The organism is Vibrio sp. JC009 (assembly GCF_029016485.1).
In the GTDB taxonomy this organism is placed as follows: Bacteria; Pseudomonadota; Gammaproteobacteria; order Enterobacterales; family Vibrionaceae; genus Vibrio.
On record NZ_CP092106.1, the window covers coordinates 1,334,188 to 1,357,177 of the forward strand.

At 45.8% G+C, this 22,990-nt stretch carries 19 protein-coding genes; 13 read left to right on the forward strand and 6 right to left on the reverse strand.

The features are described from left to right. Positions 1–99: 99 nt before the first annotated feature. Together L3Q72_RS06110 and L3Q72_RS06115 are read right to left on the reverse strand one after the other, a co-directional pair. Positions 100–2,880, reverse strand: a complete 2,781-nt coding sequence (locus L3Q72_RS06110) for a methyl-accepting chemotaxis protein (RefSeq protein WP_275131769.1) — start codon at positions 2,878–2,880, stop codon at positions 100–102. 138 nt (positions 2,881–3,018) lie between these two features. Further along, positions 3,019–4,758 (reverse strand): DEAD/DEAH box helicase, encoded by a 1,740-nt coding sequence (locus tag L3Q72_RS06115; RefSeq protein ID WP_275132076.1) that lies wholly within the window; start codon positions 4,756–4,758, stop codon positions 3,019–3,021. 79 nt (positions 4,759–4,837) lie between these two features. Between L3Q72_RS06115 and rsuA the strand changes: the two genes are divergently transcribed. The 3 genes from rsuA to L3Q72_RS06130 all read left to right on the forward strand — a co-directional run bounded on the left by rsuA (position 4,838) and on the right by L3Q72_RS06130 (position 7,573). Further along, a complete protein-coding gene (gene rsuA, locus L3Q72_RS06120) occupies positions 4,838–5,533 on the forward strand; it encodes a 16S rRNA pseudouridine(516) synthase RsuA (protein WP_275131770.1) in 696 nt (231 codons plus the stop codon). Between the two features lie 169 nt (positions 5,534–5,702). Continuing rightward, complete coding sequence (locus L3Q72_RS06125; protein WP_275131771.1) at positions 5,703–6,893, forward strand: Bcr/CflA family multidrug efflux MFS transporter; 1,191 nt, start codon at positions 5,703–5,705, stop codon at positions 6,891–6,893. After that, on the forward strand, positions 6,893–7,573 hold the full coding sequence (locus tag L3Q72_RS06130) for a DUF2913 family protein (protein WP_275131772.1): 681 nt from the start codon (positions 6,893–6,895) through the stop codon (positions 7,571–7,573). Before L3Q72_RS06125 ends, L3Q72_RS06130 begins: the two co-directional genes overlap by 1 nt. A 38-nt stretch (positions 7,574–7,611) precedes the next feature. On the opposite strand, the gene L3Q72_RS06135 is transcribed toward L3Q72_RS06130, so the two are convergent. Beyond that, positions 7,612–7,749 (reverse strand): hypothetical protein, encoded by a 138-nt coding sequence (locus L3Q72_RS06135; RefSeq protein ID WP_275131773.1) that lies wholly within the window; start codon positions 7,747–7,749, stop codon positions 7,612–7,614. Positions 7,750–7,938: 189 nt separating this feature from the next. Between L3Q72_RS06135 and L3Q72_RS06140 the strand changes: the two genes are divergently transcribed. From L3Q72_RS06140 to L3Q72_RS06175, 8 genes are all read left to right on the forward strand, one after another. Then, positions 7,939–8,622 carry a response regulator transcription factor gene (locus L3Q72_RS06140; protein ID WP_275131774.1) on the forward strand — a complete coding sequence of 228 codons (684 nt, stop codon included), beginning with the start codon at positions 7,939–7,941 and terminating at the stop codon, positions 8,620–8,622. Between the two features lie 9 nt (positions 8,623–8,631). Then, positions 8,632–10,026, forward strand: a complete 1,395-nt coding sequence (locus tag L3Q72_RS06145) for an ATP-binding protein (protein ID WP_275131775.1) — start codon at positions 8,632–8,634, stop codon at positions 10,024–10,026. Between the two features lie 778 nt (positions 10,027–10,804). Next, positions 10,805–11,194 carry a hypothetical protein gene (locus L3Q72_RS06150; protein ID WP_275131776.1) on the forward strand — a complete coding sequence of 130 codons (390 nt, stop codon included), beginning with the start codon at positions 10,805–10,807 and terminating at the stop codon, positions 11,192–11,194. Between the two features lie 544 nt (positions 11,195–11,738). Further along, the gene (locus L3Q72_RS06155) at positions 11,739–12,398 is read left to right on the forward strand and encodes a YbhB/YbcL family Raf kinase inhibitor-like protein (RefSeq protein ID WP_275131777.1); all 660 of its coding nucleotides are present in this window, start codon (positions 11,739–11,741) and stop codon (positions 12,396–12,398) included. After that, on the forward strand, positions 12,382–13,623 hold the full coding sequence (locus tag L3Q72_RS06160; protein ID WP_275131778.1) for an efflux RND transporter periplasmic adaptor subunit: 1,242 nt from the start codon (positions 12,382–12,384) through the stop codon (positions 13,621–13,623). Before L3Q72_RS06155 ends, L3Q72_RS06160 begins: the two co-directional genes overlap by 17 nt. Before the next feature lie 4 nt (positions 13,624–13,627). Continuing rightward, on the forward strand, positions 13,628–15,583 hold the full coding sequence (locus tag L3Q72_RS06165) for a MacB family efflux pump subunit (RefSeq protein ID WP_275131779.1): 1,956 nt from the start codon (positions 13,628–13,630) through the stop codon (positions 15,581–15,583). Positions 15,584–15,598: 15 nt separating this feature from the next. Next, a complete protein-coding gene (locus tag L3Q72_RS06170) occupies positions 15,599–17,002 on the forward strand; it encodes a TolC family protein (protein WP_275131780.1) in 1,404 nt (467 codons plus the stop codon). A gap of 205 nt (positions 17,003–17,207) precedes the next feature. Beyond that, the gene (locus L3Q72_RS06175) at positions 17,208–17,783 is read left to right on the forward strand and encodes a hypothetical protein (RefSeq protein ID WP_275131781.1); all 576 of its coding nucleotides are present in this window, start codon (positions 17,208–17,210) and stop codon (positions 17,781–17,783) included. A gap of 312 nt (positions 17,784–18,095) precedes the next feature. Here L3Q72_RS06175 and L3Q72_RS06180 read toward each other — a convergent pair whose 3' ends face one another. Continuing rightward, the gene (locus L3Q72_RS06180; RefSeq protein ID WP_275129409.1) at positions 18,096–19,118 is read right to left on the reverse strand and encodes an IS110 family transposase; all 1,023 of its coding nucleotides are present in this window, start codon (positions 19,116–19,118) and stop codon (positions 18,096–18,098) included. Positions 19,119–19,239: 121 nt separating this feature from the next. Further along, positions 19,240–19,779: a TetR/AcrR family transcriptional regulator gene (locus L3Q72_RS06185; RefSeq protein WP_275131782.1), complete on the reverse strand. Its 540-nt coding sequence runs from the start codon at positions 19,777–19,779 to the stop codon at positions 19,240–19,242. Between the two features lie 222 nt (positions 19,780–20,001). On the opposite strand from L3Q72_RS06185, the gene L3Q72_RS06190 reads away from it, so the two are divergent. After that, complete coding sequence (locus L3Q72_RS06190; protein WP_275131783.1) at positions 20,002–20,958, forward strand: oxidoreductase; 957 nt, start codon at positions 20,002–20,004, stop codon at positions 20,956–20,958. A gap of 68 nt (positions 20,959–21,026) precedes the next feature. After that, positions 21,027–21,533 carry a dihydrofolate reductase gene (locus L3Q72_RS06195; protein WP_275131784.1) on the forward strand — a complete coding sequence of 169 codons (507 nt, stop codon included), beginning with the start codon at positions 21,027–21,029 and terminating at the stop codon, positions 21,531–21,533. A 216-nt stretch (positions 21,534–21,749) separates the two neighbouring features. On the opposite strand, the gene L3Q72_RS06200 is transcribed toward L3Q72_RS06195, so the two are convergent. Further along, complete coding sequence (locus tag L3Q72_RS06200; protein ID WP_275129476.1) at positions 21,750–22,871, reverse strand: ISAs1 family transposase; 1,122 nt, start codon at positions 22,869–22,871, stop codon at positions 21,750–21,752. Between the last annotated feature and the right edge of the window lie 119 nt (positions 22,872–22,990).

A 22,990-nucleotide genomic window follows, 5' to 3' on the forward strand; every position in this document is an offset into this window, starting at 1 on the left:
CTTATACGATAACGTCGTCATCCAGGAAATAGCGAAGCCATTATCCGGGATCTACGGAGACTCCTCGTTAAAGGAGCCTCCAGATTAGAACACCAGCTCTTAAACATGAAACTGCCGGGTCAGTTCACTAAGCTCCTCTGCTGATCGGGCTACCTCCTGGCTTGCCGCACTTAGCTCTTCAGAGGCGGTGGCGGTCTGTACTGATACTTCGTTGATATGCAGAATCTTCTCGTTGATATCTTCAGTTACCTGAGCCTGCTCTTCAGAAGCGGTGGAGATCTGAGCCATCATATTGTCTATTTCACCGATGGCTGTGCTGATGCCGAGGAAGGCTTCACGGGTTTTATCTGACAGCTCTCCTACCTGCGATGCATTTTGCGCGTTGCGCTCAATGCTGGAGCTTACCGAGTTCGCTGAATTCTGGACATTGCTGATCATCTGCTGAATTTCTGAAGCTGAGTCCTGGGTACGCTGGGCAAGTGTTCTTACTTCATCAGCAACCACCGCAAAGCCGCGTCCGAATTCGCCTGCGCGGGCCGATTCTATGGCGGCATTCAGGGCCAGCAGGTTGGTCTGCTCGGCAATTTCCTGAATCACGTCCAGTACTTTATTGATGGCTTCACTTTGATCTCTTAGCTGAATAACATCTTCAGAAGTGGCCTGTACAGAGGCAATCAGCTCCTGAATGGCGGCCATGTTTTTCTCCAGAACCTGCAGACCCTGATCACTCTGTTTAGAAGCCTGTTCAGAGGCAAGTGCCGCATCATTTGTGTTTTTTGCAACATCTGAGGTGGTGCTTGCCATTTGATTTACAGCGGTCGCCACCTGCTCAATATCGGCATTTTGCGCGGCAATTGAGGTGGTGGTCTGGTTGGAAACCATGGAGGTTTCCTCGGAAGTTGAGGCCAGAGTGTTACTGGATTCCAGCATCTTGGAGACCAGAGCTTTAAGGTTCAGTGACATATTTCTCAGTGAGCCGTAAAGGGTGTCGCCGGCGATAGAGTCATCAAACCTATGGGTCAGGTCGCCATCTGCAACCTGAGCGGCAAGCGCTATCATCTCTCTAGGCTCTCCACCCAGTGGTTTTTTGATCATTTTCGCCAGCATAACAGCCATAACCACGATAACCACCATGGCGATGATAATCAAAACCATAAGCAGTTTTTCAATGGTTGTCAGCGTCGCAAAGGCTTCTGCTTCGTCAATCTCAACCAGCAGCGCCCAGCGCATATCTTCTATATCCAGTGGAGCATAAGAAGAGAGAACCGGATTGCCGTTGTAGTCGGTGATCAGCTGTGAGCCGGTTTGTCCCTGCAGTGCGGCCTCTGAGGCAACTGAATGAACGCCGTTTTCCTCAACGGTCCCGGCAAATGAAGCTTTTACAGAGTGGCCTACAGGATCAAGGTAGGAGTCGGAGCGCATTCGGTTATCGCTGCCCACCAGGTAGGACTCACCGGTTTCCCCCATACCTTCTCTGAGATTCATTACCGCGTTAATGGCATCAATGGAGAGCTGGAGAGCTATTACCATTGCAACCTCACCGGACTCAGACAAAATCGGCTGGGCGATGAAGGAAGCAGGGTCAAAGTTAGATGGCTCGTATGGTGCAAAATCAATAATGCCGTAGTCCTTGCTGTTTTTTACATCGCGGAACAGCTGAGCCAGATTGGAGTCGGAATATGGACCGTTAATCAGGTTAGAGCCGAAGTCAGACTCTCTGGTGGCGGTGTAGAATATCTCTCCGTCCGGTTCAATAAGAAACAGATCATAGTAGTTATATTTCTGGATATAAGTCTGGTAGAGCTCTTGTCCGCTTGAGTCTGTTGGCACTAAGGCCGCGAGAATGTCGATATCTGAGAAGACCTTCCAGTTCACATCATCACTGATTTTAATGCTCTTACTGGCGGTCAGGATCAGCTTGCCATGCCGGTCTCTGCTGATATAGGAATCAGACGTGTTTTGGGAAGCGGATGTGTCGTCAGCAATTTTGATGTTTTTTGCAAAGGACTCATTGACCGATAAGTCTTCTGTATCTGAGCGCAGAAGATGATCCGGGCCAACCAGGTAACTTTTTACATCACTTTCCGCAGCCAGAATATGCGAGATATGCTCAATAGGAAATTGCACCGCGGCATAGCCGGTATGGGCGCCAAAATCATCAAATACCTTTGTCAGAAAGAAACCGGCGGGATCGTTATCAGACGGCTTGTAAGCGGTAAAGTCACCAAAAAAGATGCCGTTGCTCTCTTCAGGCAGAGCTTTTGCTTTATTGTATGCCACTTCCAGGCCGGAGCCCTGAATCAGTTCTGAACTCACATTTTTTGTCAGGTCAGGCTCTCTGGCTGTGGTATACAGAATATCGCCGTCAAGACTGATAAGAAATGCATCATACCAGTTGAACTCTTTGTTAAAGTCATCAATTTTTGGACCATGCACCGCTGCTGCATCTTTCCACAGCATTGAATCAACCGTCTTACCCTGAAAAGTAAATGCCCGTGAGAAGTCTTCGGTCGCGCCGATAGCGGAGGCAGAGCGTGAGAATATTTTCAGCTCTTTCTTCAGTATGCTGATGTATTCCGCCACCTCTTTCTCGCGGGTATTGTTGGTTTCCTGTAGTGTCCTGATGGCTTCGCTGTTAAAGGTGTTGATGACCTCGCGCAGTACACCGATGTCACCTTTTCTTTCACCATAAAAACCGGTCAATTGGCTGCTTTTAATCGCCCTGACAGTATCAAGCTGATTGTAGGACTGCCTTCTTAACTCGTTGTCAAACAGATAGGTGGAAGTGAGTCCAACCAGTAACGCAGGAATGACGCCAACGGACAACAGAGAGACAAGCAAAAGTCTGGAGAGCGTTATATTTTTGAAGGATAGTTTCATTATGACGATACTCCTTAACAGATAAGAAGGGCCTCTTACCTTAAGGTTTTACATTAGAATGAGTTAATTTACATACTGTCATAACTCTATTGAGCTTGTTATTAATTATAATCCAATATGTTAACTCAGACATGTATTTCACTTAGAAATTAATTCATCTTCAAATAATTTGTCGCGTAATTTCCAGAAGCGGCCGCTTTTGCGCGCGATAACAAATTGCGGCAGGCGAAATCTGTGTTGATTATTAACGATTTTTGTCGGTGAGCTTTCTTCAAAGGGACGGTGTCTGTCTGCAAGGTGGGAGCGGACAAACTGCTTATAAAAGCGGATTTTCTGAGCCTTGGTGTTAAGTGACCAGAATTCATGTACCTGAGCACCTTCATCGCCCTGATAGGTCACCTTCAACTGGTTTTTGCCGTTACTGTCTTTGTGTACCGAGAGTGTCATGTCAGTACATTCAAAGACTAAGGCATCTTTCAGGTTAAGTGCTTCTTTGAGTTTTTTATCAGGATCAACCAGTGTGGCATCGCATTCGTGGCAGATACGGGCGGCGATATCATTGTCTGCGCCGCATTCATTGCAGTACTTGGCTCTGAACCGGTAGCCGCAGTGTTCTCTGCTGCCATCTTCATCTTCAAAATAGCCCTGGCAGCGACGGCCATAGTGTTCCAGCAGAAATCCGTTGCTGTCTAACTTGCCCCAGAAGTTGTTGTTAAAGCCGCAGGACGGGCAGGGAATGGTGACAATGTCACTTTGTGAGTCCGGTTTAGGATCGCCCACCTCAGGCTGGTAGAGGTCGTAGTTGTTGCCGGCGTAGTCCAGAACCAGGCATTCCTCTTTGCCTTCAGAAAGCCGGAGTCCCCGGCCGATAATTTGCTGGTAAAGGCTGACCGATTCTGTTGGCCTTAAAATGGCGATCAGATCCACATGCGGGGCATCAAAACCTGTGGTGAGAACCGATACATTGACCAGGTATTTTAGCTCTTGTTCTTTAAAGCTACGGATGATGCTGTCCCGCTCTTTATGATGCGTATCACCAATAACAATAGCGGATTCTGATTCAGGCAGAAGCGACAGGATTTCCTGAGCATGGCGGACGGTGGCGGCAAAGATCATCACGCCCTGTTTGTCCTGGCTCATCTGGATAATCTGCTGAACGATTTGCGGGGTTGCCCGTTTTGAGCTTTCTATCACCATATCCAGTTCAGACTCTTTATAGCGTCCGGTATTGGCTGGCTTTAGTTGGGAGAAGTCATAGCTTAAAACCGGAGCATCTATCATCCTTGCCGGAGTTAAAAAGCCTTCATCTAAAAGGTAACGAATGGGAAGCTCAAAAATACAGTCACGGAAAAAGCGGGGTTCTTCGCTGCGCACCTGACCACGGGTGTGGTACTGATAAATCCAGCCCATGCCCAGACGGTAGGGGGTGGCGGTCAGGCCCAGAATCTTTATTCCGGGGTTAAGTTCGGTTAGGTGAGTAATGACCTTTTGGTAACTGCTTTTTTTATCGTCCGGCACCCGGTGGCATTCATCGATAACCAGCAGGGAAAACTGATTGGCGAAGGCGTCCAGGTTTCTTACCACGGACTGAACGGAGGCAAAAACCACCTGCTGATCGGTTTCCTTCCGGCCAAGTCCGGCAGAGAAAATGGAGCCGGTGAGACCATAGCCTTCATATTTCGCGTGGTTCTGCTCAACCAACTCTTTTACATGCGCAAGTACCAATACGCGGCCCTTCGCCAGACGGGCAAGCTCCGCAATGACCAGACTTTTACCCGCACCTGTCGGCAGAACAATGACGGCAGGCGTTGAATGCTTACGGAAATAGTGGATAACAGCTTTTACGGAGTCTGCCTGATAGGGCCTGAGTTTGTACATACGCGGGAAAAGTGTGAAATAGCTCAACTTATTATGGAATAGGGAATATAATACCCGACCTGAACAAGAAGAGGTATTCATGAGATTAGATAAATTTCTGTGTGATGCGCTGGGTGCTACCCGCAAAGAGGCAACCAAGATTATTAAAAGCGGTGATGTGACTGTAAATGGCGTAATGCAAAAGAGCGGCGCTTTTAAGGTAACAGAGGATTGTACTGTTGAGTGGCAGGACAGAGAAATCGCCATGCAGGGCCCTCGTTATATCATGCTTTTTAAGCCTGAGGGTTTTGTCTGCTCACATGAAGATGGTTTTAATCACACGGCATTTGTGCTTCTTGATGAAGTGAAAATGGAAAATCTGCACTTTGCCGGTCGTCTGGATGTGGATACTACCGGTCTGGTGCTGATTACTGACGACGGTAAATGGTCTCACAGAATTACTTCTCCTAAACATAAGTGCGAAAAGACTTACCGTGTCTGGCTGGCCGATCCCGTTCAGGATGACTATCAGGAAAAATTTGCAACCGGCATTGAGCTGAGAAATGAAAGGGAGCTGACGCTGCCAGCTGAGCTTGAGGTGCTTGATGAGAAGGAAGTGCTTCTGACGATTACTGAAGGGAAATACCATCAGGTGAAACGTATGTTTGCTGCTCTGGGTAATAAGGTTGAAGCGCTGCACCGGGAGCGGATTGGCGCCATTGAGCTGGATGAAGAGCTGGAGCCGGGTGAGTATCGTTATCTTACTGAAGAAGAGATCGATGCTGTCTGGCGGTGATTTTTGGTTCCTGTGGGTGGGGCAAGGTAGCTGATATCAAACACAGACACGCATAAACCCTTCCATGGGGCTCGGCCTTGCCATCCCTGGCAAGGACGGTCTGCTTTTTGATATCAGCCACCTTGCCCCAGGTGACTATTGCTGTAGAAATCAAATAATAAAGAGTGCTATGAACAAAACAAACAAGATACAGCTCGGCTTTTTTATGTTTATGGTTTTTGGTGCAATCTGCGCGATTACACCACTGGCCATTGATATGTATTTGCCCTCGCTTCCCGCGCTTGCTAAAGATCTGAGTGCAGACGCCAGTGCGGTTCAGATGACGCTTTCAGTATATACCGCTGGCTTTGCGGTAGGGCAGTTGGTTCATGGCCCGCTGTCGGACAGCTATGGACGAAGACCGATTATACTGGTTGGTACACTGCTTTTTGTTTTCACCTCGGTGGTTTGTGCGGTTACCGATAGCATCGAGTTTCTGATTTTACTGCGTATCGCTCAGGGATTTGCCGGTGCTGCTGCGGCGGTAGTGGTTCAGGCTCTGATCCGGGACCTGTTTGATAAAGAAGATTTCGCCCGCACCATGTCTTTTATCACCATGGTGATGATGGTGGCTCCTATGGTTGCTCCTATGCTTGGCGGTCACCTTACCGACTGGTTCGGATGGCGCTCTGTGTTCTGGTTTCTGGCCCTGTTTTCTGTGATCGTTGTTTTTCTGATCCTGTGGAAGATCCCGGAGACCCTTTCTGAAGAGAACCGTCAGCCACTGCATTTTGCGACTATGCTGAGAAATTACGCAAAGTTGTTTGCCAGCAAAGAGGCGATGGGCCTGATGATGGCGGGCGGCTTTTCCTTTGCGGGGATGTTTGCCTTTCTGACTGCCGCATCCTTTGTCTATATTGATATTTACGGACTGAATGCGGCTGAGTTTGGCTATATGTTCAGTTTAAATGCCTTTGCTATGTTTGGCATGACCATAGTTAATGGCCGCCTGGTGAAAAGAGTGGGCTCAGTGGGCATGCTGCGGTTTGGGCTGATGATTCAGCTTGTCGCCGGTATTGGCCTGTTTGTGTTTGGGTTTACTGATGCGGGGCTGTGGGGGATTGTTCCTTTTGTTGCTCTGTATATCAGTGCCATGTCCACCGTGGGCAGTAATATTATGGGGCTGTTGTTGTCGGGTTATCCGTCAATGGCGGGAACGGCGACAGCTCTGGCCGGAACTTTGCGTTTTGGTGTTGGTGCTGCCGTCGGGGCATTGGTGGCCTGGTTGCCGAGCCATACGCCCTGGACATTGATAAGTGTGATGGCAAGCTGTGCGGTTCTTTGCTCAGCATTATATTGGTTATTTGGAAGAAGAGTGTAATGGCAGTTTATAGCGTTGAAATTCAGAAACTGGTGAATCTGGCACTGGAAGAGTTGGAGCAGGAACATAAGAAAGGCAAGCTTGCCAATACGCCGGTGAGCAACACTCACTTTTTGGTTCGATGGGTGACCCGAAGCCTTAAAACTCAGCGTTTCCCACGTATCGTCGGAGGTAATCTCACCGCATGGCAGAAAGCGGGAAGAAGTAAAGGCACGGATTCAGATATGCTTTTTACTTTCAGAAATATTTCCGCTTTCTATGGTCATTTTCTTCCGCTGGATGGCGAGCCAAAGGTAATTAAAGATAAGGACATTGAGTCTTTCCTTGATGCCATGGAGCAGGAAAACTGGAGTGTATGTACCGAGTTTGACCTTACAGAAAAAACTCAGGTGTTTACCGAAGGTGATAACTCTCTGGTGCTGTGTGCAAAACAGTGTGAAGAGTGTTTTGCCAACGCAGATGAAGAGGGGCATGAAGAGCTGGTTAAACCAATGAGCTTTTATGTGAGAGGTAACCATGCCGAGTTTGTTCGTCTGGCAACCAAAGCCGGCTTTCTTTTGCATAAGCGAACCGGGTACAAATCTATTGTGAAGTATCATGGGGAGTATCTGATCTATCCGGCTAATCAGGGTGAGCAACTGGCTGAAATTCCTATCGGGTTTAAAGCGGAAGAGTACTAATTTTAAGCCCATTCAGACAGCTGTCGGAATGGGCTTTTTTAAAGAGAATAATCACCGGCCGGATCTATTTGCCTGCTTTTCTGACCTTTTCGCTCTGGGTGGAGTATCGTGCCACAACCGGATAACTGAATTGTCAGTATCGTAGTTATCAAGCTGATCAGTAATCGATTTTTCATAAGAGTTCCTTACCTGAAGAGAAAGCTTAGTAACTGATGTTTTATATCTCGTAATCATAGACACTATAGAAACGGCTTCATTGAAACAAACAAGGTATTAGCACTCAAAAATGACAAATTTGTCATACTTGTTGCGAGGCTAAAGCATCCAATGACATACTTTCAGTATCGGTCAGAGGATTGAACCCCATGAAGATACTACTTGTCGAAGACGAACAGAAAATAGCGGACTTTGTGTGCGAAGGTTTGCGAGCCAAAAATATGAGTGTTACCCACTGCGCTGACGGAGATCAGGGTCATGAGGTTGCCTGCCAAAACAGTCATGATGCTATTGTTCTCGATATCATGCTTCCGGGGCGCGACGGGCTCGATATTCTGCGCTCTCTTCGCCAATCCGGTTTTGATACTCCGGTTATTTTGCTTACCGCCCGTAATGAACTGGGCGATCGTGTTCAGGGACTGGAGATGGGGGCCGATGATTACTTAGCCAAGCCTTTCTATGTGGAGGAGCTGATAGCCCGCATTCATGCCTTGCTAAGGCGGCGAGAAGGTACGCAGCAACACGTGGTTCAGGTTGGTTCACTGCAACTTGACTGCATTAGCCGGAGTCTCAATTGCAACTGCCAGTCTGTAGAGCTTACCAGCAGGGAATTTACCTTATTAGAGTATCTGATGCGCTCGCCAAATCAGATTTTTACAAGGGGACAACTTTTAGAGCACGTTTGGGGGTATGACTTTGACCCCTGTACCAATGTCGTTGATGTCTGCATTAAACGAATTCGCCGCAAGATGAGCTCTCTGGAGAGTGCGGGGAAAATGGTTGGTGCCATAGAGTCTGTGCGCGGTACGGGTTACCGACTGAGCCCCCGCTGAGGTAAACCTATGTCTTTTCGCACCCGCATTTTTTCCATATCCATTTTCACCGTGAGTGCAGTACTGGCTATTGTGGTCATTCTGGGCTGGTCACGTATAAATAAAGTTGAGCTTGAGCATCTTGATTCCCGGCTTTGTATGGAAGCAAAGCGAATGGTGCCAAGGCAGAGTACGGATAAGTATGAACTTCCGGATAACCGGCTGATCAATGATATGGTGGACAAACTTCGGGTAAGCACTCTTAGCCAGCTAATGGTATTGGTTAAATCCGAAGATAACGACATTATTCTTAAGTCTGAAGGCTCTGATGCTCAGCGCTTGATAAGCATATTTAACCGGACTGAACGTGATGCCGCACAGCCGGCATCAAAAAGTGGACGCCGGGGCAACCTTGGTTGCCAGTTTGTTTCCTTTGAGCATAACAATAACCAATGGCGGGCCAGCTTTTTTGCCGTCCCTCAAGCGGAAAGTTTTATCGCTGTTGACCTTGCGGCGACAACCAGTGAACTGAGAGAGACTTTGCAAACCGCGCTTATTTTTGTCATTCCCTTCTCTTTGCTGCTCAGTATCCTGGGCGCATGGTTTATCGCTACCAATACCATAAGGCCGATAGACCGGCTGCAAAAGTCGATGGATAAAGTGACGCAAAAAGATCTCAGCCACCGCCTGTCTGAATACAAAGAAGATAAAGAGTTCAGAGTATTAATCGATGCATACAACACCATGCTGGACCGGCTGGAAGAGAGTTTTCAGCAGACTTCGCGCTTTACTGCAGATGCCGCCCATGAATTAAAAACGCCGCTCACCGTTCTCAGAGGCAAACTTGAGCAGGCTGTGATAAACGAAGACCCGTCACAAGTTGATCTTAATGCCATTTTAGATGAAGTCGGTCATCTATCGGCAATCACACGTAAACTGCTGCTTCTTTCACAGGCCGATTCCGGCTCTATGGCACTTCACCTTGAAGCGATAAACATTACTGATTTGTTAGACGAACTGACCGCCGACATGGAGCTAGTGTCGGAAGAGTTAGTTTTGCATTGTTCAATTGAGCGAGAGTTAAATCTAAAAGGTGATATCGTTCTTCTGAGGCAACTTTTCAATAATCTGCTTACTAATGCGATGCGTTATAGTCTTCAGGATAAAGGCATCATCATTAAGGCAAACCGAAGTGAATCTGGTCTGGAAGTACTAATCAGTAACTTTTGCCAACCGATGTCGGAAGAGGTTAGAGAGCATCTGTTCGAGCGTTTTTATCGTGGTGAACTGGAACATATCCAAGGCATATCCGGCAGCGGACTGGGGCTAAGTCTGGCCCGTGAAATCGCCCGCGCCCATGGTGGAGAACTTACTCTGGAACCCAGCCAGAAAGATGTTGTAACCATGCGGTTATACCTGCCCTAGCAAATCTGAATTTGTTGTATGTTGAAACTCATTTTTTGCCCCTTTATGAGTCAGTAAGATATCAGGCAGATAAATTTCGCCCCATACTTATCGGCATCGACTCGACGATTAAGTGCTTAGGTGTGGTGAAAGGAAACTCCCAAAAACTGGCACTTATTAACATTTCTAGCTAAAAATTACGTATGAATAATCATGCAGGCTTACTTGTGTGAATACGTCGCGGTGGAAGAAGCTAGTTAGGGGGTTAACTCTAATGCATTTATCAATCGTTCCCACAAATGAAACATGCTCCATATCAAGCACTCTCCTATGATTAACTTAGTTGGCCTAAATACAAGGAGAAGTAGATTAATGATATTGCACCAAGAGAAATTTAAAGCGTATATTCATGACATCGGTGTAGGCTCTCATGACAAGGTGGCCGATTCAGTTGCATCTTACCTATCATATCTTAACGGAGTTTCAAAACACCTGAACGAAAGTATTTCTCCGAAATTGCTCTCAACCTCCAAAGACGTATTGATATTAAAGTTAAGATTAGAAGATTCAACAAATCTTTCAAAAAGCACTATCTCGAATTATGTTACCGCAATGAATCGGTATATTGAGATGGTTGATGTGTACGAGTTGAAATAATTGGCACTATATTAATTACTAACTCCGATTAACCTTCAACTATGCTTTCTATGTGAAAATCAGTGAATATACTTACCTTCACCGCCTTTCATTCATGGACTTTTAGAAAAGTAATTTCTTTCTATCAGAATACGGAGCAAACATGAAATATCTAACTATTTTGATGTGTACCATGGCATTAGTCGGCTGTGGTACTCAATACACACAGACATACACTCCAGCGACAAAAGCATATTCTCCACCAGTTGTATGGACTCTGGCTAGTGCTACAGAGGATGAAATACTAGCCCTCAAGCAACAGGTTACCGATGCTCTAAAGGATCCAGAAAGCGCTCGGTTTGGGGAGTTTTGGGCACTAGAAGGCTCTAATGGTAAAAGAACAGTATGTGGTTATGTGAATGCTAAGAACAGCTTCGGAGGGTATGGGGGAAATAAAATGGTCACTACGTTGGGAGATTCTGTGGTAATTCAAGGAGGACAATTTCTTGGCGACTTGTTACCGCGTATATGTACACCTCGTACAGTTGAATAATCAAAAGATAAAAGCAACCTTGATCTTAACCCTTTCACTAATGGCACTGTTTGGTGTAGTGCCTTTCTTCAACTGGACTACCCAAACTTTCTTAGACAAATATCTCCTATTCCATGGCTCTTTGCTCGTTGTACAACGCTAATAAGATCGGGATTGGATTTATCTATGGAGTAGTAACTATTATACGTACAGGCGCAAAAGTGTTAACAAAACTGTTGTGCTTTGCATGTTTCACTGAAAATACTGAATAAAGCGAATTCGATACCACTGTTTGGGGGTGCAAGCTTCTGTCCAATTTCTTTCATCTCAGCCACCACAGGAAGCGGTGGCTGATTGCCTTTTGAAATACCAAAATTAATCCGCAGGTAGATTTCGTCCGCTAGGTCTGTGGCGTTTATCCAGAAGTAACTCACTTTATGTTTGTATGAAACTTCATTCCTCTTCTGTAGCAATCATTAAATGACAGCATTGTCATCCATAGCTGACTCCTAATCGATAGACTTAAGGTAACTCATTAGATAGTTATCGATAAGGAGATTGGCTTATGAACGCCAATATCATGGTTCCCATTGCAGGCTTGATGCTGAGCGTTTCAGTGGCAACCAGAGCCAGTGAACCCCTGACACTGACCAGTGCCGCTTTTACTGATGGCGGTGTATACCCGGTTCAGTTTACCTGTGAAGGTGAAGGTATTTCCCCACCTTTAAGCTGGAGTGGTATACCTGACGGAGCTCAGTCATTGGTTGTCATTATGGATCATAAGCCAGATCCGAAACCAAAGCCGGAGGACAGAAAAGAACAAAAGCCTGAGCCTGAAGCTAATACAGAAAGCACACCCCCACCTCCGCCACCCCCACCACCAAAATCAAAAGGGAAAGGGCCGGAAGGCATCCACTGGTACTGGACTATGTACAACATACCTGTGGAGATATCTGGTACGTCAATCGGGAAATCTGTCGGCACACTTGGCAGTAATGGTGTTAACCATCAAAACGAATATGCCCCGCCCTGTTCGAGAGGCCCCGGACCGAAAGACTATACCTTTCATCTCTATGCACTCTCAAAGCCTTTGGAACTGGTGCAATCAAACCATATTTCAGAGGCCACTCTACGGGAAAACATGCGTGATTTGGTATTGGAATCTGACTCACTAACGGTCAGCTTCGAAAGAAAACAGAGAGTCTCAAATGAAAAAAAGCAGTAAATATGCATTGGTAGCTTGCCTTCTTATTGGTGGTGCCACTGCCGGGCTTGGTTACAAATCCACTTTTGCTCAGCAGGAGCATCACCAACTGACTACCGACTTTGTTAAGCGTGGCAACGTCGAAAGCGTTGTGCTGACAAACGGCGTGTTATATCCATCAAAGCTGGTCAGTGTCGGCGCTCAGGTTTCAGGGCTGATAGAAAAAATGGATGTTCAGTTGGGTGACGAAATCAAGCAAGGCGACTTGATTGCACAAATCGACAATCTGGCACAACAAAATACCCTGAAGGAAGCAGAGGCCTCTCTCAAGAGTATTAACGCTCAATACCGGGCAAAGCAGGCTCAGATTAAAGGAGCCTTGTCCGAATTTAAACGTAAGAAAAAGATGCTGACAGACGGTGCCACCTCGCAATCGGAATACGATACAGCGGAGTCAACACTGGCCGTTTACCGCGCCGAACTGGAACAGTTAATCGCTGAAAAGGAAAAATCACTTATCAGTGTGGATGACGCCAAGCTCGATCTCGGTTACACAAGCATCAGTTCGCCCATTGATGGCACTGTGATTTATGTGTCGGTAGAAGAAGGCCAGACAGTAAATAACAACCAGGGTACACCAAGCATTATTGAGTTGGCGCAACTGGATGTGATGACCGTAAAGGCGCAGGTTTCGGAAGCTGACATTATTAACATCAGAGCCGGTCAGGAAGTCTATTTCACGATTTTGGGCTCAACCGGAAAGAAATTCCGTGGTGCCTTACGTGCGATTGAACCGGGCCCTACATTACTTACCGGTGACGACAGTGATCTGAAGATTGGCGATGATGAAGCGGTTTACTACAACGCACTGTTTGATGTAGATAATCCGGATAAGTTGCTGCGCATCGGGATGACCGCGCAGGTATCAATTGTTCTGGAAAGTGCAGAAAATGCACTGCTTGTTCCTTCGCAGATACTGGTTCAGAAACCCGGCCCAACTTCCGCGTATCAGGTTCCTGTAAGAAGTGGCGACCAGGTTGAGTACCGTGATGTAGAAGTTGGGATCAACAACAAAATATATGCCCAGATACTATCTGGTTTAAATGAAGGCGACGAAATTGTTCTCAGTCAGTCTGCTGATATAGAGGTGTCAGGATCCGGCTTTTCCTTAAGCGGGTCAGGCAGAGTGCCGGGACAAGGCGGGCGGGGGCCGGGGGGACCTGGACCAGCACAAGGTATGAGGTAACAGCATGAGTGAAACACTGTTGAGAGTCGAAGGCGTCAGCCGGACATTTGCCGCCGGGGAGCAGGAGCTAACTGTTCTCAAAGGTATCGACCTTGAAATTCACCGTGGCGAACTGGTTGCCATTATTGGTGCATCCGGCTCTGGTAAATCTACTCTTATGAACATCCTTGGCTGTCTGGATAAGCCAAGTAGCGGCCGTTATTTCATCAATGGGCAAAATACTTCTTCTATGAGCGAAGATGAGCTTGCAGCACTAAGGCGCGAGCACTTCGGATTTATCTTCCAGCGTTACCATCTGCTGGGCGATTTAACCGCCGTGGGGAATGTGGAAATTCCGGCCTTGTATGCCAATGAAGGCAAATATTCCAGACAGGAAAAAGCAACAAAGTTGCTTACCCGTCTTGGTCTGGAAGACCGTTTAGATCATAAGCCAAGCCAGCTTAGTGGCGGACAACAGCAACGAGTCAGTGTTGCCAGAGCGCTTGTTAATGGCGGTGATGTTATTCTTGCTGACGAGCCGACAGGCGCACTGGATAGTCACAGCGGCGATGAGATGATGAAGCTGATTCAGGAACTTCATCAGGACGGTCACACTATTATTCTGGTAACGCATGATCCTCATGTCGCTGGCTTTGCTGACCGCATCATAGAGGTCAAAGATGGCGAAATTATCGGTGATAAGAAAAACTGTGCTAAGAACAGTTGTCATTCGGTAACTGATCTCAGAAGATCGACAGAAGAACAAAATACCGGGCGCAGAATTAACTGGAACCGCTATTTTGAAGCCCTGAAGATGGCATTACTTGCCATGTCTAATCACCGCTTGCGTACGTTTCTGACCATGCTTGGCATCATAATTGGTATTGCCTCAGTGGTATCCGTTGTCGCGCTTGGTACAGGATCGCAGCAATCGATTCTGGACAATATCGCTTCAATGGGAACCAACACCATTGAGATAAAACCCGGAACCGGTCGTGGAGACCGTCGCTCCGGCCGGGTTCGCTCACTGACAGCCGAAGACGCCAACGCGCTTAAAACACTGCCTTTTGTCGATAGTGTGACGCCAACAGTCCGGGCCAATGTCGCTATCCGTTATGCCAGTGAAACTGTGTCTGGCTCGGTTCAGGGGGTCGGTACTGAGTATTTTCGGGTTCGGGGCTACACGCTCGCCGAAGGGCAATACTTTGACGAGGACAGTGTTGATGCACTGGAACAGGTTGCGATTATTGATGCAAATACCAGGGAAGAGCTTTTTTCTGACGGAGAGGCATTAGGTCGCGTCATTTTCCTTGGTCGCCTTCCCGTAAGAGTTATAGGGGTAACAGAGCCGATTGAAAGTGTGTCGGATAACAGCGAAGAGCTGAATATCTGGCTGCCTTACACCACGGTATCCGGGCGTATATTCAGGCAAAACTACGTGAGCGATATAACGGTAAGAATCGATGACAATGTCTCCAGTGATGCCGCAGAGCAGGGAATTATCAGCCTGCTTACCATGCGTCACGGCATAGTGGATTTTTTTACCATTAATACCGATACCGTGCGTAAAAGCATAGAGAAAACCTCCGAGACCATGACACTGCTTATCTCTGCCATCGCCTTTATCTCTCTGGTCGTTGGCGGGATCGGCGTGATGAATATCATGCTTGTTTCGGTAACAGAAAGAACGCGGGAGATCGGCATTCGTATGGCTGTCGGTGCCAGACAGACAGATATTATGCGTCAGTTTTTGATTGAGGCGGTTCTGGTCTGTTTTTGTGGCGGGGCGATGGGCATCGCTCTCGCTTATTTTGTCGGCATGGTTTTTACCTACACCAATGCTGAGTTTCAGATGATCTACTCTGTATCTTCAATTGTTGCAGCCTTTGCCTGCTCTACATTAATTGGTGTTCTGTTTGGCTACCTTCCTGCCCGTAATGCCGCAAAGTTAAACCCTGTTGATGCGCTCTCCAGAGATTAGGGTAAGGAACCTATTATGAAAACAAAATTAAACCCGTCTATTGCATTGATACTCTGCACGGGATCGTTGGCCGGGTGCAGCACTATGCGCAGCGACTTTGTGCAGCCTGAGTTAGCAATTCCGCAAAGCTGGTCCCAATCATTACAAGAAGTATCACAACAAGTGGCAAGCAACAGTGTTGAGCAGCCGGATAAATGGTGGTCGTTATTTGAAGATCCACAGCTAGATGCCCTGATAGAGCAGGTATTACAGTCAAATAGTGATTTGGCTAAAGCAACGCTGACTCTGAAAAAAGCAAGGCTGGAAGCCGGACTGAGTGAAAACAATAAAGTGCCTGAGCTTAGCTTTTCACACGCTTCCTCGTATGAATACGACATTGATGATGATTCTTCAGATACCAGCTTTAGCTCCAGCTTATCCCTCAGCTATGAGCTGGACTTATGGGGACGCGTCGATGCGGCCGCTGATGCAAGCGACTGGAACGCGAGAGCCAGTTATGAAGACAGAGAAAGCACGGCACAAAGTCTGGCTGTGACGGCTGCAACACTCTATTGGAAGCTGGGTTATCTTAATCAGATGATTTCACTGACTGAGGAAAACATTGCAGGCACGGAAAAGGTTGCCATGCTAACAAGACGCAAATTCGATAACGGCTCTGCAACCCGTTTAGAGGTACTGGAGTCAACTCAGACTCTATATGGTCAGCAGGTACAGCTCAGTCAGTTGCAGCAAGAGCTGTCAGAGACGCAAAATTCAATTTCGATGCTGCTAAATCAGCCATTGCAGGAAACAGACTTAATCATAGAGCAACTATCCGTGCTGCCAGTGCCCGAAATCGCACCGGGGATACCTTCAGAGCTTTTACTTCGCAGACCGGATATAAAAGCCTCCCTGTATACGCTGAAGTCATCGCTGGCGACAAAAGATAGGGTAGAGGCCGGCTATATGCCAACATTAACGCTAACCGGTTCACTGAGTACTTCTTCATCGGGCTTACTGGAACTGCTGGAAAACCCGGTAGCCAAACTGGGAAGCGGAATTGTTTTACCTTTTCTGGAATGGAAAGAGATGGAGCTGAACAAAAATATTTCCGAACTAGATTATCAAATGGCGGTATTAGATTACAGGGACACTGTATATGAGGCTCTGGAGGAGGTTGCGAATTTGCTTACGGCAAAACAGCATTACCATTACAAAGGTGGGATTTACAAAGATCAGTACTCCAATGCGCAAGAGATTGAAGCGATATACTCCAGCAGGTATAAGTACGGTGCCAGTGACATGATTGACTGGATCAAAGCGATGGAATCAAGGCGCAGTATCGAATCGTCCTTCCTGGAAAACAGATATAACCAGTTTGTGATACAGGCAAAACTTTATCAGTCGCTTGGGGGTGGTGATATCGTACCTGGGACTTAGAGACAAATCAGGAATATATAGAACCTATAAACAAAGACTATAACCAATTAATTGCCGGGTCTTTATCATAAGCCGCATGCCAGCCCAGGTAGAGTGCAGACAAAAAGATTCTTATTGTTTGGACTGGCGCACTTATGAACCATAGGTCAGTAACTTTGCCACTATATTTTCTAATATATCCACACAACAAGGGACGAAGAGACGTATGAAAAAAACGTTATTACTACCTGTATTAATAGTACTCCCGGTAGTCTCTTGGGCTGATTTACGAATATTCCCGGAAATAATAGAAATCGGGGTAACACAAGGGAGTAGTAATCCACTATTTGATGCTTTACCACCAGAGCCAGGAACGGAGAATAATACTACGCTTGCCGGGGTAGACTTTGATAATGATGGCGTTCGGGATGATATACAAAGGGCAATTACCTTTGAATATGCAGAGCAAGAAGCGACACGGTTAGCATTGTTAGATAGTGCACGCCTGCTTCAATCTATTCTGATTGATTCAGATGAAGTGGAAAAGTCTAGAGTTCACAGTGTGGAGTTTGTTCGGGTAAATGAATGCTTATGGTTTATTGAAGATGAAACTCAGCCTGATTCTAACCTTTTCAAATCACTAATAGCTGCGCAAATGAACACGCTTGAACGTTCTGAAGCTTATATTCAATATCAAAGGAATATAAGTGGAGAAATATTCAATCTACGAGATGAGCGCCGTTGGAGAGCATCATGTTCTTTTGATGCAGAATCAATTTTAGGGCTTGAAGCGTTAGATTAGAGTATGAATAGTTATGCAGGACTCTCGTTCCCATGGTCCTCCGTGGGAATGTATATGGACTCCCCCTGTAACACAAGTGGTTTAAGATAATAAGAGTTTATGCAAGTGCACGTATATTCGGTTTCATCATGGGGCGCTACCCCGAACCTTTATGGCTAAATCCACTAACAAGGCTTCTAATCGCAGTCCAGGCATTTATTGCCTCATTCCCACACAGAGTTTGCCTTGTGTGCTGTGCTAACACTTTATCTTAATTACTTGCTATTACGCTGGTTTGTCGTTTGCTCCAAATTCAGCTTTACCTTATTTCAGTTAAGCTAACTTAAGCTGGTAAGGCTGTTTTGATTTCAATATGGCACACGCCATCCTGACTATCTTATTCGCTAGAGCAATAACGACTTTATTCACATGGTTTCTCTCTAACAGAGAGCGTATCCACTGACTAAGTGGATCAGTTTTATCTTTGACATGACTAACTACAGCTCGGGCACCATGAACGACAAGAGCTCTGAGATAACGATCTCCTCGCTTAGTAATGCCAAGGTTGATATTTCTACCTCCACTTCCTGTATGAGCAGGCACTAATCCAATGCTTGCGCTTGCATCCCTACCACACTTATAAGCCGATGCATTTCCTAACCTGGCATACAAAGCACTGCCTGAAATCCATGAAATACCCGGTAACGAGGCTAAAAGCTTACAATCTTCATTTTGTTTTGCCTGATTGGTAAGAGCTTGAGTGGCATCATCAATTTGGGTATCAAGCGCGAGCAACTGTTCTTTAAGATTATTTAGAATAAACCGAGCAGCATGGGTTAATTCATTTTCAGCATTTTCCAACTCAAACGGTAGCTGTTTTCTGAGCGAATTGATTCCTATGGGAAATTTGATGCCATATTCCATCGCAAGCCCCCGGATACGGTTAGCAAGCTGTGTTCGTTGCTTAATATAACCTTCCCGCAGTCTTAGTAAGCAGGCAAGATCTTGCTGTTCAACAGTTTTAACCGGAACGAAATGAATATCTGTCCGCTGACTGGCTTCATAAATAGCCAAAGCATCATTGGGATCATTTTTATTTCCCGAGCGATACTTAGCGGCGATCTGAGCAGGCACGAGTAAGACTTGATGTCCTGCCTGCTGGAACTTTCGACCCCAATAATGAGCCGTTGCACAAGCTTCCATACAAATAACAGCTTTGGGGTGCTTAGCCACCATTGAAATTAACTTTGATTGAGATACTTTTTGATTAGATGAAAGCTTTCCGTGCTTATTAATTATCGCAACTTGAATAACAGTCTTAGCAAGGTCGATAGAAATAGTGATATTCTTGTTCATGGCATGGGCTCCTTTTTAGTTGACACTCTTACCTTAGCCGATATTTTCGACGAAGGTGAGGGAGTCCATGCCATTGCATATCAGACGTAAAGTTACCAGCCGAGGTATAAATTGTATTAGTTCAGACTAGATCTGACAGCACGACGCTAACAACACGCTCCATATCTCGCGAAAAGTCTTGCATCGAGCGACTCTTAAGCAAAATCCCTTTAGATGCAATATTTAAAGTAAAGGTTTGCTCCATTGCACAATCCATTGAGGATGTGACCCCTGAGGACACAAGAAACTCTGATAGTTTAAGCATCAGATCGCTTTCCCAATTGGTTTGTGACTCGTGCGCGAATTGCATGCCGGCTTCCAGCACAGAGGCTCCATGAGGAGTGGTGCTAAGTATTGGAACAAGCGCACCAGACCAGGACTCAAAAAACACTAATATCGTTTGCTTTGGGTCTTTCGTATCGCAGGTCTTAAGGACACCCAAAGAAGATTCAAAAAGCTCTTCTGTAAAAGTCTTTAACACCCACTCAAGTACGCCTTGTTTCGATCCAAATCGTTTATGAAGTGCCTGTCTTGATACTCCGGCCACCTGAGCCAAGTCGGCAACGGATGTTTTTTGAATACCGTGTTGAGCAAATGTCATCAGCATTTCTGTTGAGCTCATATTTCCTCCCGGTTCACGAAATACATTTCAAATTTCAAACCATAAGATTTTGTCATAATTGCCGCGTATGTCAATTATTTGGTTTACGTTGATGCAGAATAAATTAACTTAAAGGTTGTCATAAAGCATCATCGAGACAACCTTAAGGTTGACTTGAAGCTGGTTTTGTGACAACTTAATACGAGCGATACAGCAGACACGTATCTAATGAGGATTTCAGCGATGACAAATAAGACGATTGTTAATTCGGGCTTTAACACCTGGAGTGTTGACCAACTTCCGGATCTTACGGGCAAGACTTATCTGATTACTGGTGGTAATGCTGGTTTAGGTTTTGAAGCTGCGAAATATCTTGGTGCAAAAGGTGCTAATTTAGTCTTAGCCTGCCGATCATTAGATAAAGCGAGCCTGGCGAGTTCTGAGTTGAAACAAATGATAGAAGGTGAGGTTGAAATCCTAGAGTTAGATTTAAGTGACCTCGCATCTGTCAGACGTGCAGCGGAAGAAGCTCATCAACGTTTCCAACGGTTAGATGGGTTGATAAATAATGCCGGCATCATGCAGTGTCCGAAACAAAAGACCAAAGATGGCTTTGAAATGCAGGTCGGTACGAATCATTTAGGTCACTTTTTATTCTCCGGATTGATGCTGGATTTAGTCGAGGCAGGTAATGGCAGATTCGTGACGTTGACCAGTCTTGCTAATCGAGTGGATGGCTTGATGCTGGATGATTACATGTCTGACAAGAGTTACTCACCAAACGGAGCCTATGTAAAATCCAAAATCTCAAACCTAATGTTTGCTTTAGAACTGGATCGTCGCCTCAAAGAGTCCGGCAGTTCAGCTATTTCAATTGCGTGTCATCCAGGTTACTCCAACACCAACTTACAAAATGCGGGGCCGGCAGGTTTACTTAATGCAATCTATAAGGTGGTGAATCCACTATTTGCACAACCTCCTGCGCAAGGAGCACTACCTACGGTGTTGGCTGCAGCAGGTAAAGAGGCGTTACGCGGGGCGTATTATGGGCCACAGAAGCTGTGGGAAATGCGAGGTCCTGTGGGTGACGCCCAAGTTGGTGCACATATTTTGGTTGAGGACACTAGAAAGCGCCTTTGGGAAAAAAGTGAAGAGCTGGTTAATTTCAAGTGGAGTTTTCAAGGTAAAACTGTTGCTTAGAATGGTCAAAGCTATTTGAAGCAACATTATTTTTTCACCATCAGTATAGATGTATAAGGTAGATATCATTGATTAGATTAGCATTTGTAGCCGATAAAAATGACACGGTTGGTTGTACAAAACCCGAGGATAGAGCGCTAAGAGCAAGCCAATGGCCTAAAGGCCTTATTGCTGAAGTTGAAAAAATGTTCTTTGGTGAAAATGCAATTGTTGGCAGCGTTACTTATGACCACAACATAGAGTTGTTTTCCCAATTAGATCCAGGCGAAAAAGAGCTGCTTGTTCTGACCAGAAATGAAGACTTCGATTTACGGGGTAACGCTAAAGCAACCGTTGTGACGGATTATATGCAGGTGGTGGATAAGTATAAGAGTTCTGAAGAAATACTTATTGTTGGTGGAGGAGCGGTAGTCTGGGAGCTGTTTTTACCTTATGCCGATGAAATTGTTATCGCTTGTACTGATAAACCTCTCGCTGGTGATATTCGGTTTAGCTCATGGAGAGATGTTCCTATGGTAGAGGAACGCCGGGTGTCATGGGAAGGAGGGACTACCTACTACTTGAGTTTTGAGTAACACATTGTATTAAACAAGAGAATAGTATTCTCAGGAAGAACAAGTAAAACCCACTAAATTATGACAGAGCTTAAATATAAATTTAACGGTGTTGATGGCATATTGACTATAACCTCATCCGAATTGGCAAAAAAATTTAACCATTGGTATCAAAGTGGGGATATTTCTGCACTTTCCAAAAAACTAATGCAGATCGCAGGGCAACCGCATGAGTGCTCAGCTTTTCGCCACCTGACTAAAACCTGCATTTAAAACGGTTTCCAGCATTGATGTATTCATCATGCATCGCTTTTGTTTTCCAACAATGCTCACCTTTGTCGGTTCAGCACGAAGCATATTCAGGCTCATATGACGCAGACAAGATAAGTTTTCTGCACCATGATCTTTATATATCTGGCAGGCGTCTTCACCCATACTGACATCAAGAACCCAATGCATGGACTCTATGCCCCAATGCTCTCTTACCGCTGCTAAGGCTTGCTCTGCGCTAAGAGCCTTGGAACTGATGTAGTAACGATATTCAAGGTCAACCGCTTTTCCTTTTTCAAGGCGGAAGTTCTCAACCATTACGATACTTTTCAGGCCTTTCCAGCGTGAGAAATTACCTCCAAGATCTTTGCTGTCAAAGACATAACATTGACGAGATTCAATACGTCCGTGTCCATTTTCTAAGGAGATTGTCTCTGGCATATTAGCCCGCTGAGCTGAAAAGGCATTTTCCACTGCTTTTCGGAGTTTCCCTTGATTACTTTTTACTGCAAGTAAGTAATCTCCACCTTTGTCTACAATGGCTTTGGCTATTTTGGTCTGGCATGCCATTGCATCAATCGTGACTAAAGCTCCTTTGATATCAAGCATTTCTATCAGCTCTGGGATCGCTGTTATCTCATTGCTTTTTTGATCGGTTTTGAGCTGTCCAAGCACCAATTTATTTGAGGAAGCATACGCACTAATCATATGGATGGTGCTGGCTCTATCTTCGCGGTTGTATGATCCACGAAGCGTTTTTCCGTCAATAGCTACCACTTGACCTTCTGTCAGCGTGTGTACCGATGACATCCAATTGACGAAACATTCATGAAACTGTTCAGGTTCAATAGTGGAGATAATTCGAGCGATGGTATCGTCGGCGGGAATACCTTCTATAAACAATCCATTACGTTTAAACCAGTCATGATGCCCAAGAATGTATTCTCGAATATCAAACCAACCTTTAGCACCTGCTATTACCGCACACAATGAGCCAAACAGGACATCAAATAGGCAATAAGTAACTTTTGCACTCTGACGTTGGTCGGTTATTGGTTGAAAATGTTCTTTGAAGTGGTCAATGTGCATGGTGTTCTCCCTAAAAGGAGAGTATATGATCACAGCTAGATGTGATCGTCAAATCGATCTTACTTTTTGCTTAAAAAATACTCACGATCTCACCCTGATGCAGATCGTGTGTCCCAACA

Coding starts and splice junctions, on each gene's coding strand:
- L3Q72_RS06110 (WP_275131769.1), bottom strand. CDS start 2,880: ATGAAACTATCCTTCAAAAATATAACGCTCTCCAGACTTTTGCTTGTC.
- L3Q72_RS06115 (WP_275132076.1), bottom strand. CDS start 4,758: ATGTACAAACTCAGGCCCTATCAGGCAGACTCCGTAAAAGCTGTTATC.
- rsuA (WP_275131770.1), top strand. CDS start 4,838: ATGAGATTAGATAAATTTCTGTGTGATGCGCTGGGTGCTACCCGCAAA.
- L3Q72_RS06125 (WP_275131771.1), top strand. CDS start 5,703: ATGAACAAAACAAACAAGATACAGCTCGGCTTTTTTATGTTTATGGTT.
- L3Q72_RS06130 (WP_275131772.1), top strand. CDS start 6,893: ATGGCAGTTTATAGCGTTGAAATTCAGAAACTGGTGAATCTGGCACTG.
- L3Q72_RS06135 (WP_275131773.1), bottom strand. CDS start 7,749: ATGAAAAATCGATTACTGATCAGCTTGATAACTACGATACTGACAATT.
- L3Q72_RS06140 (WP_275131774.1), top strand. CDS start 7,939: ATGAAGATACTACTTGTCGAAGACGAACAGAAAATAGCGGACTTTGTG.
- L3Q72_RS06145 (WP_275131775.1), top strand. CDS start 8,632: ATGTCTTTTCGCACCCGCATTTTTTCCATATCCATTTTCACCGTGAGT.
- L3Q72_RS06150 (WP_275131776.1), top strand. CDS start 10,805: ATGAAATATCTAACTATTTTGATGTGTACCATGGCATTAGTCGGCTGT.
- L3Q72_RS06155 (WP_275131777.1), top strand. CDS start 11,739: ATGAACGCCAATATCATGGTTCCCATTGCAGGCTTGATGCTGAGCGTT.
- L3Q72_RS06160 (WP_275131778.1), top strand. CDS start 12,382: ATGAAAAAAAGCAGTAAATATGCATTGGTAGCTTGCCTTCTTATTGGT.
- L3Q72_RS06165 (WP_275131779.1), top strand. CDS start 13,628: ATGAGTGAAACACTGTTGAGAGTCGAAGGCGTCAGCCGGACATTTGCC.
- L3Q72_RS06170 (WP_275131780.1), top strand. CDS start 15,599: ATGAAAACAAAATTAAACCCGTCTATTGCATTGATACTCTGCACGGGA.
- L3Q72_RS06175 (WP_275131781.1), top strand. CDS start 17,208: ATGAAAAAAACGTTATTACTACCTGTATTAATAGTACTCCCGGTAGTC.
- L3Q72_RS06180 (WP_275129409.1), bottom strand. CDS start 19,118: ATGAACAAGAATATCACTATTTCTATCGACCTTGCTAAGACTGTTATT.
- L3Q72_RS06185 (WP_275131782.1), bottom strand. CDS start 19,779: ATGAGCTCAACAGAAATGCTGATGACATTTGCTCAACACGGTATTCAA.
- L3Q72_RS06190 (WP_275131783.1), top strand. CDS start 20,002: ATGACAAATAAGACGATTGTTAATTCGGGCTTTAACACCTGGAGTGTT.
- L3Q72_RS06200 (WP_275129476.1), bottom strand. CDS start 22,871: ATGCACATTGACCACTTCAAAGAACATTTTCAACCAATAACCGACCAA.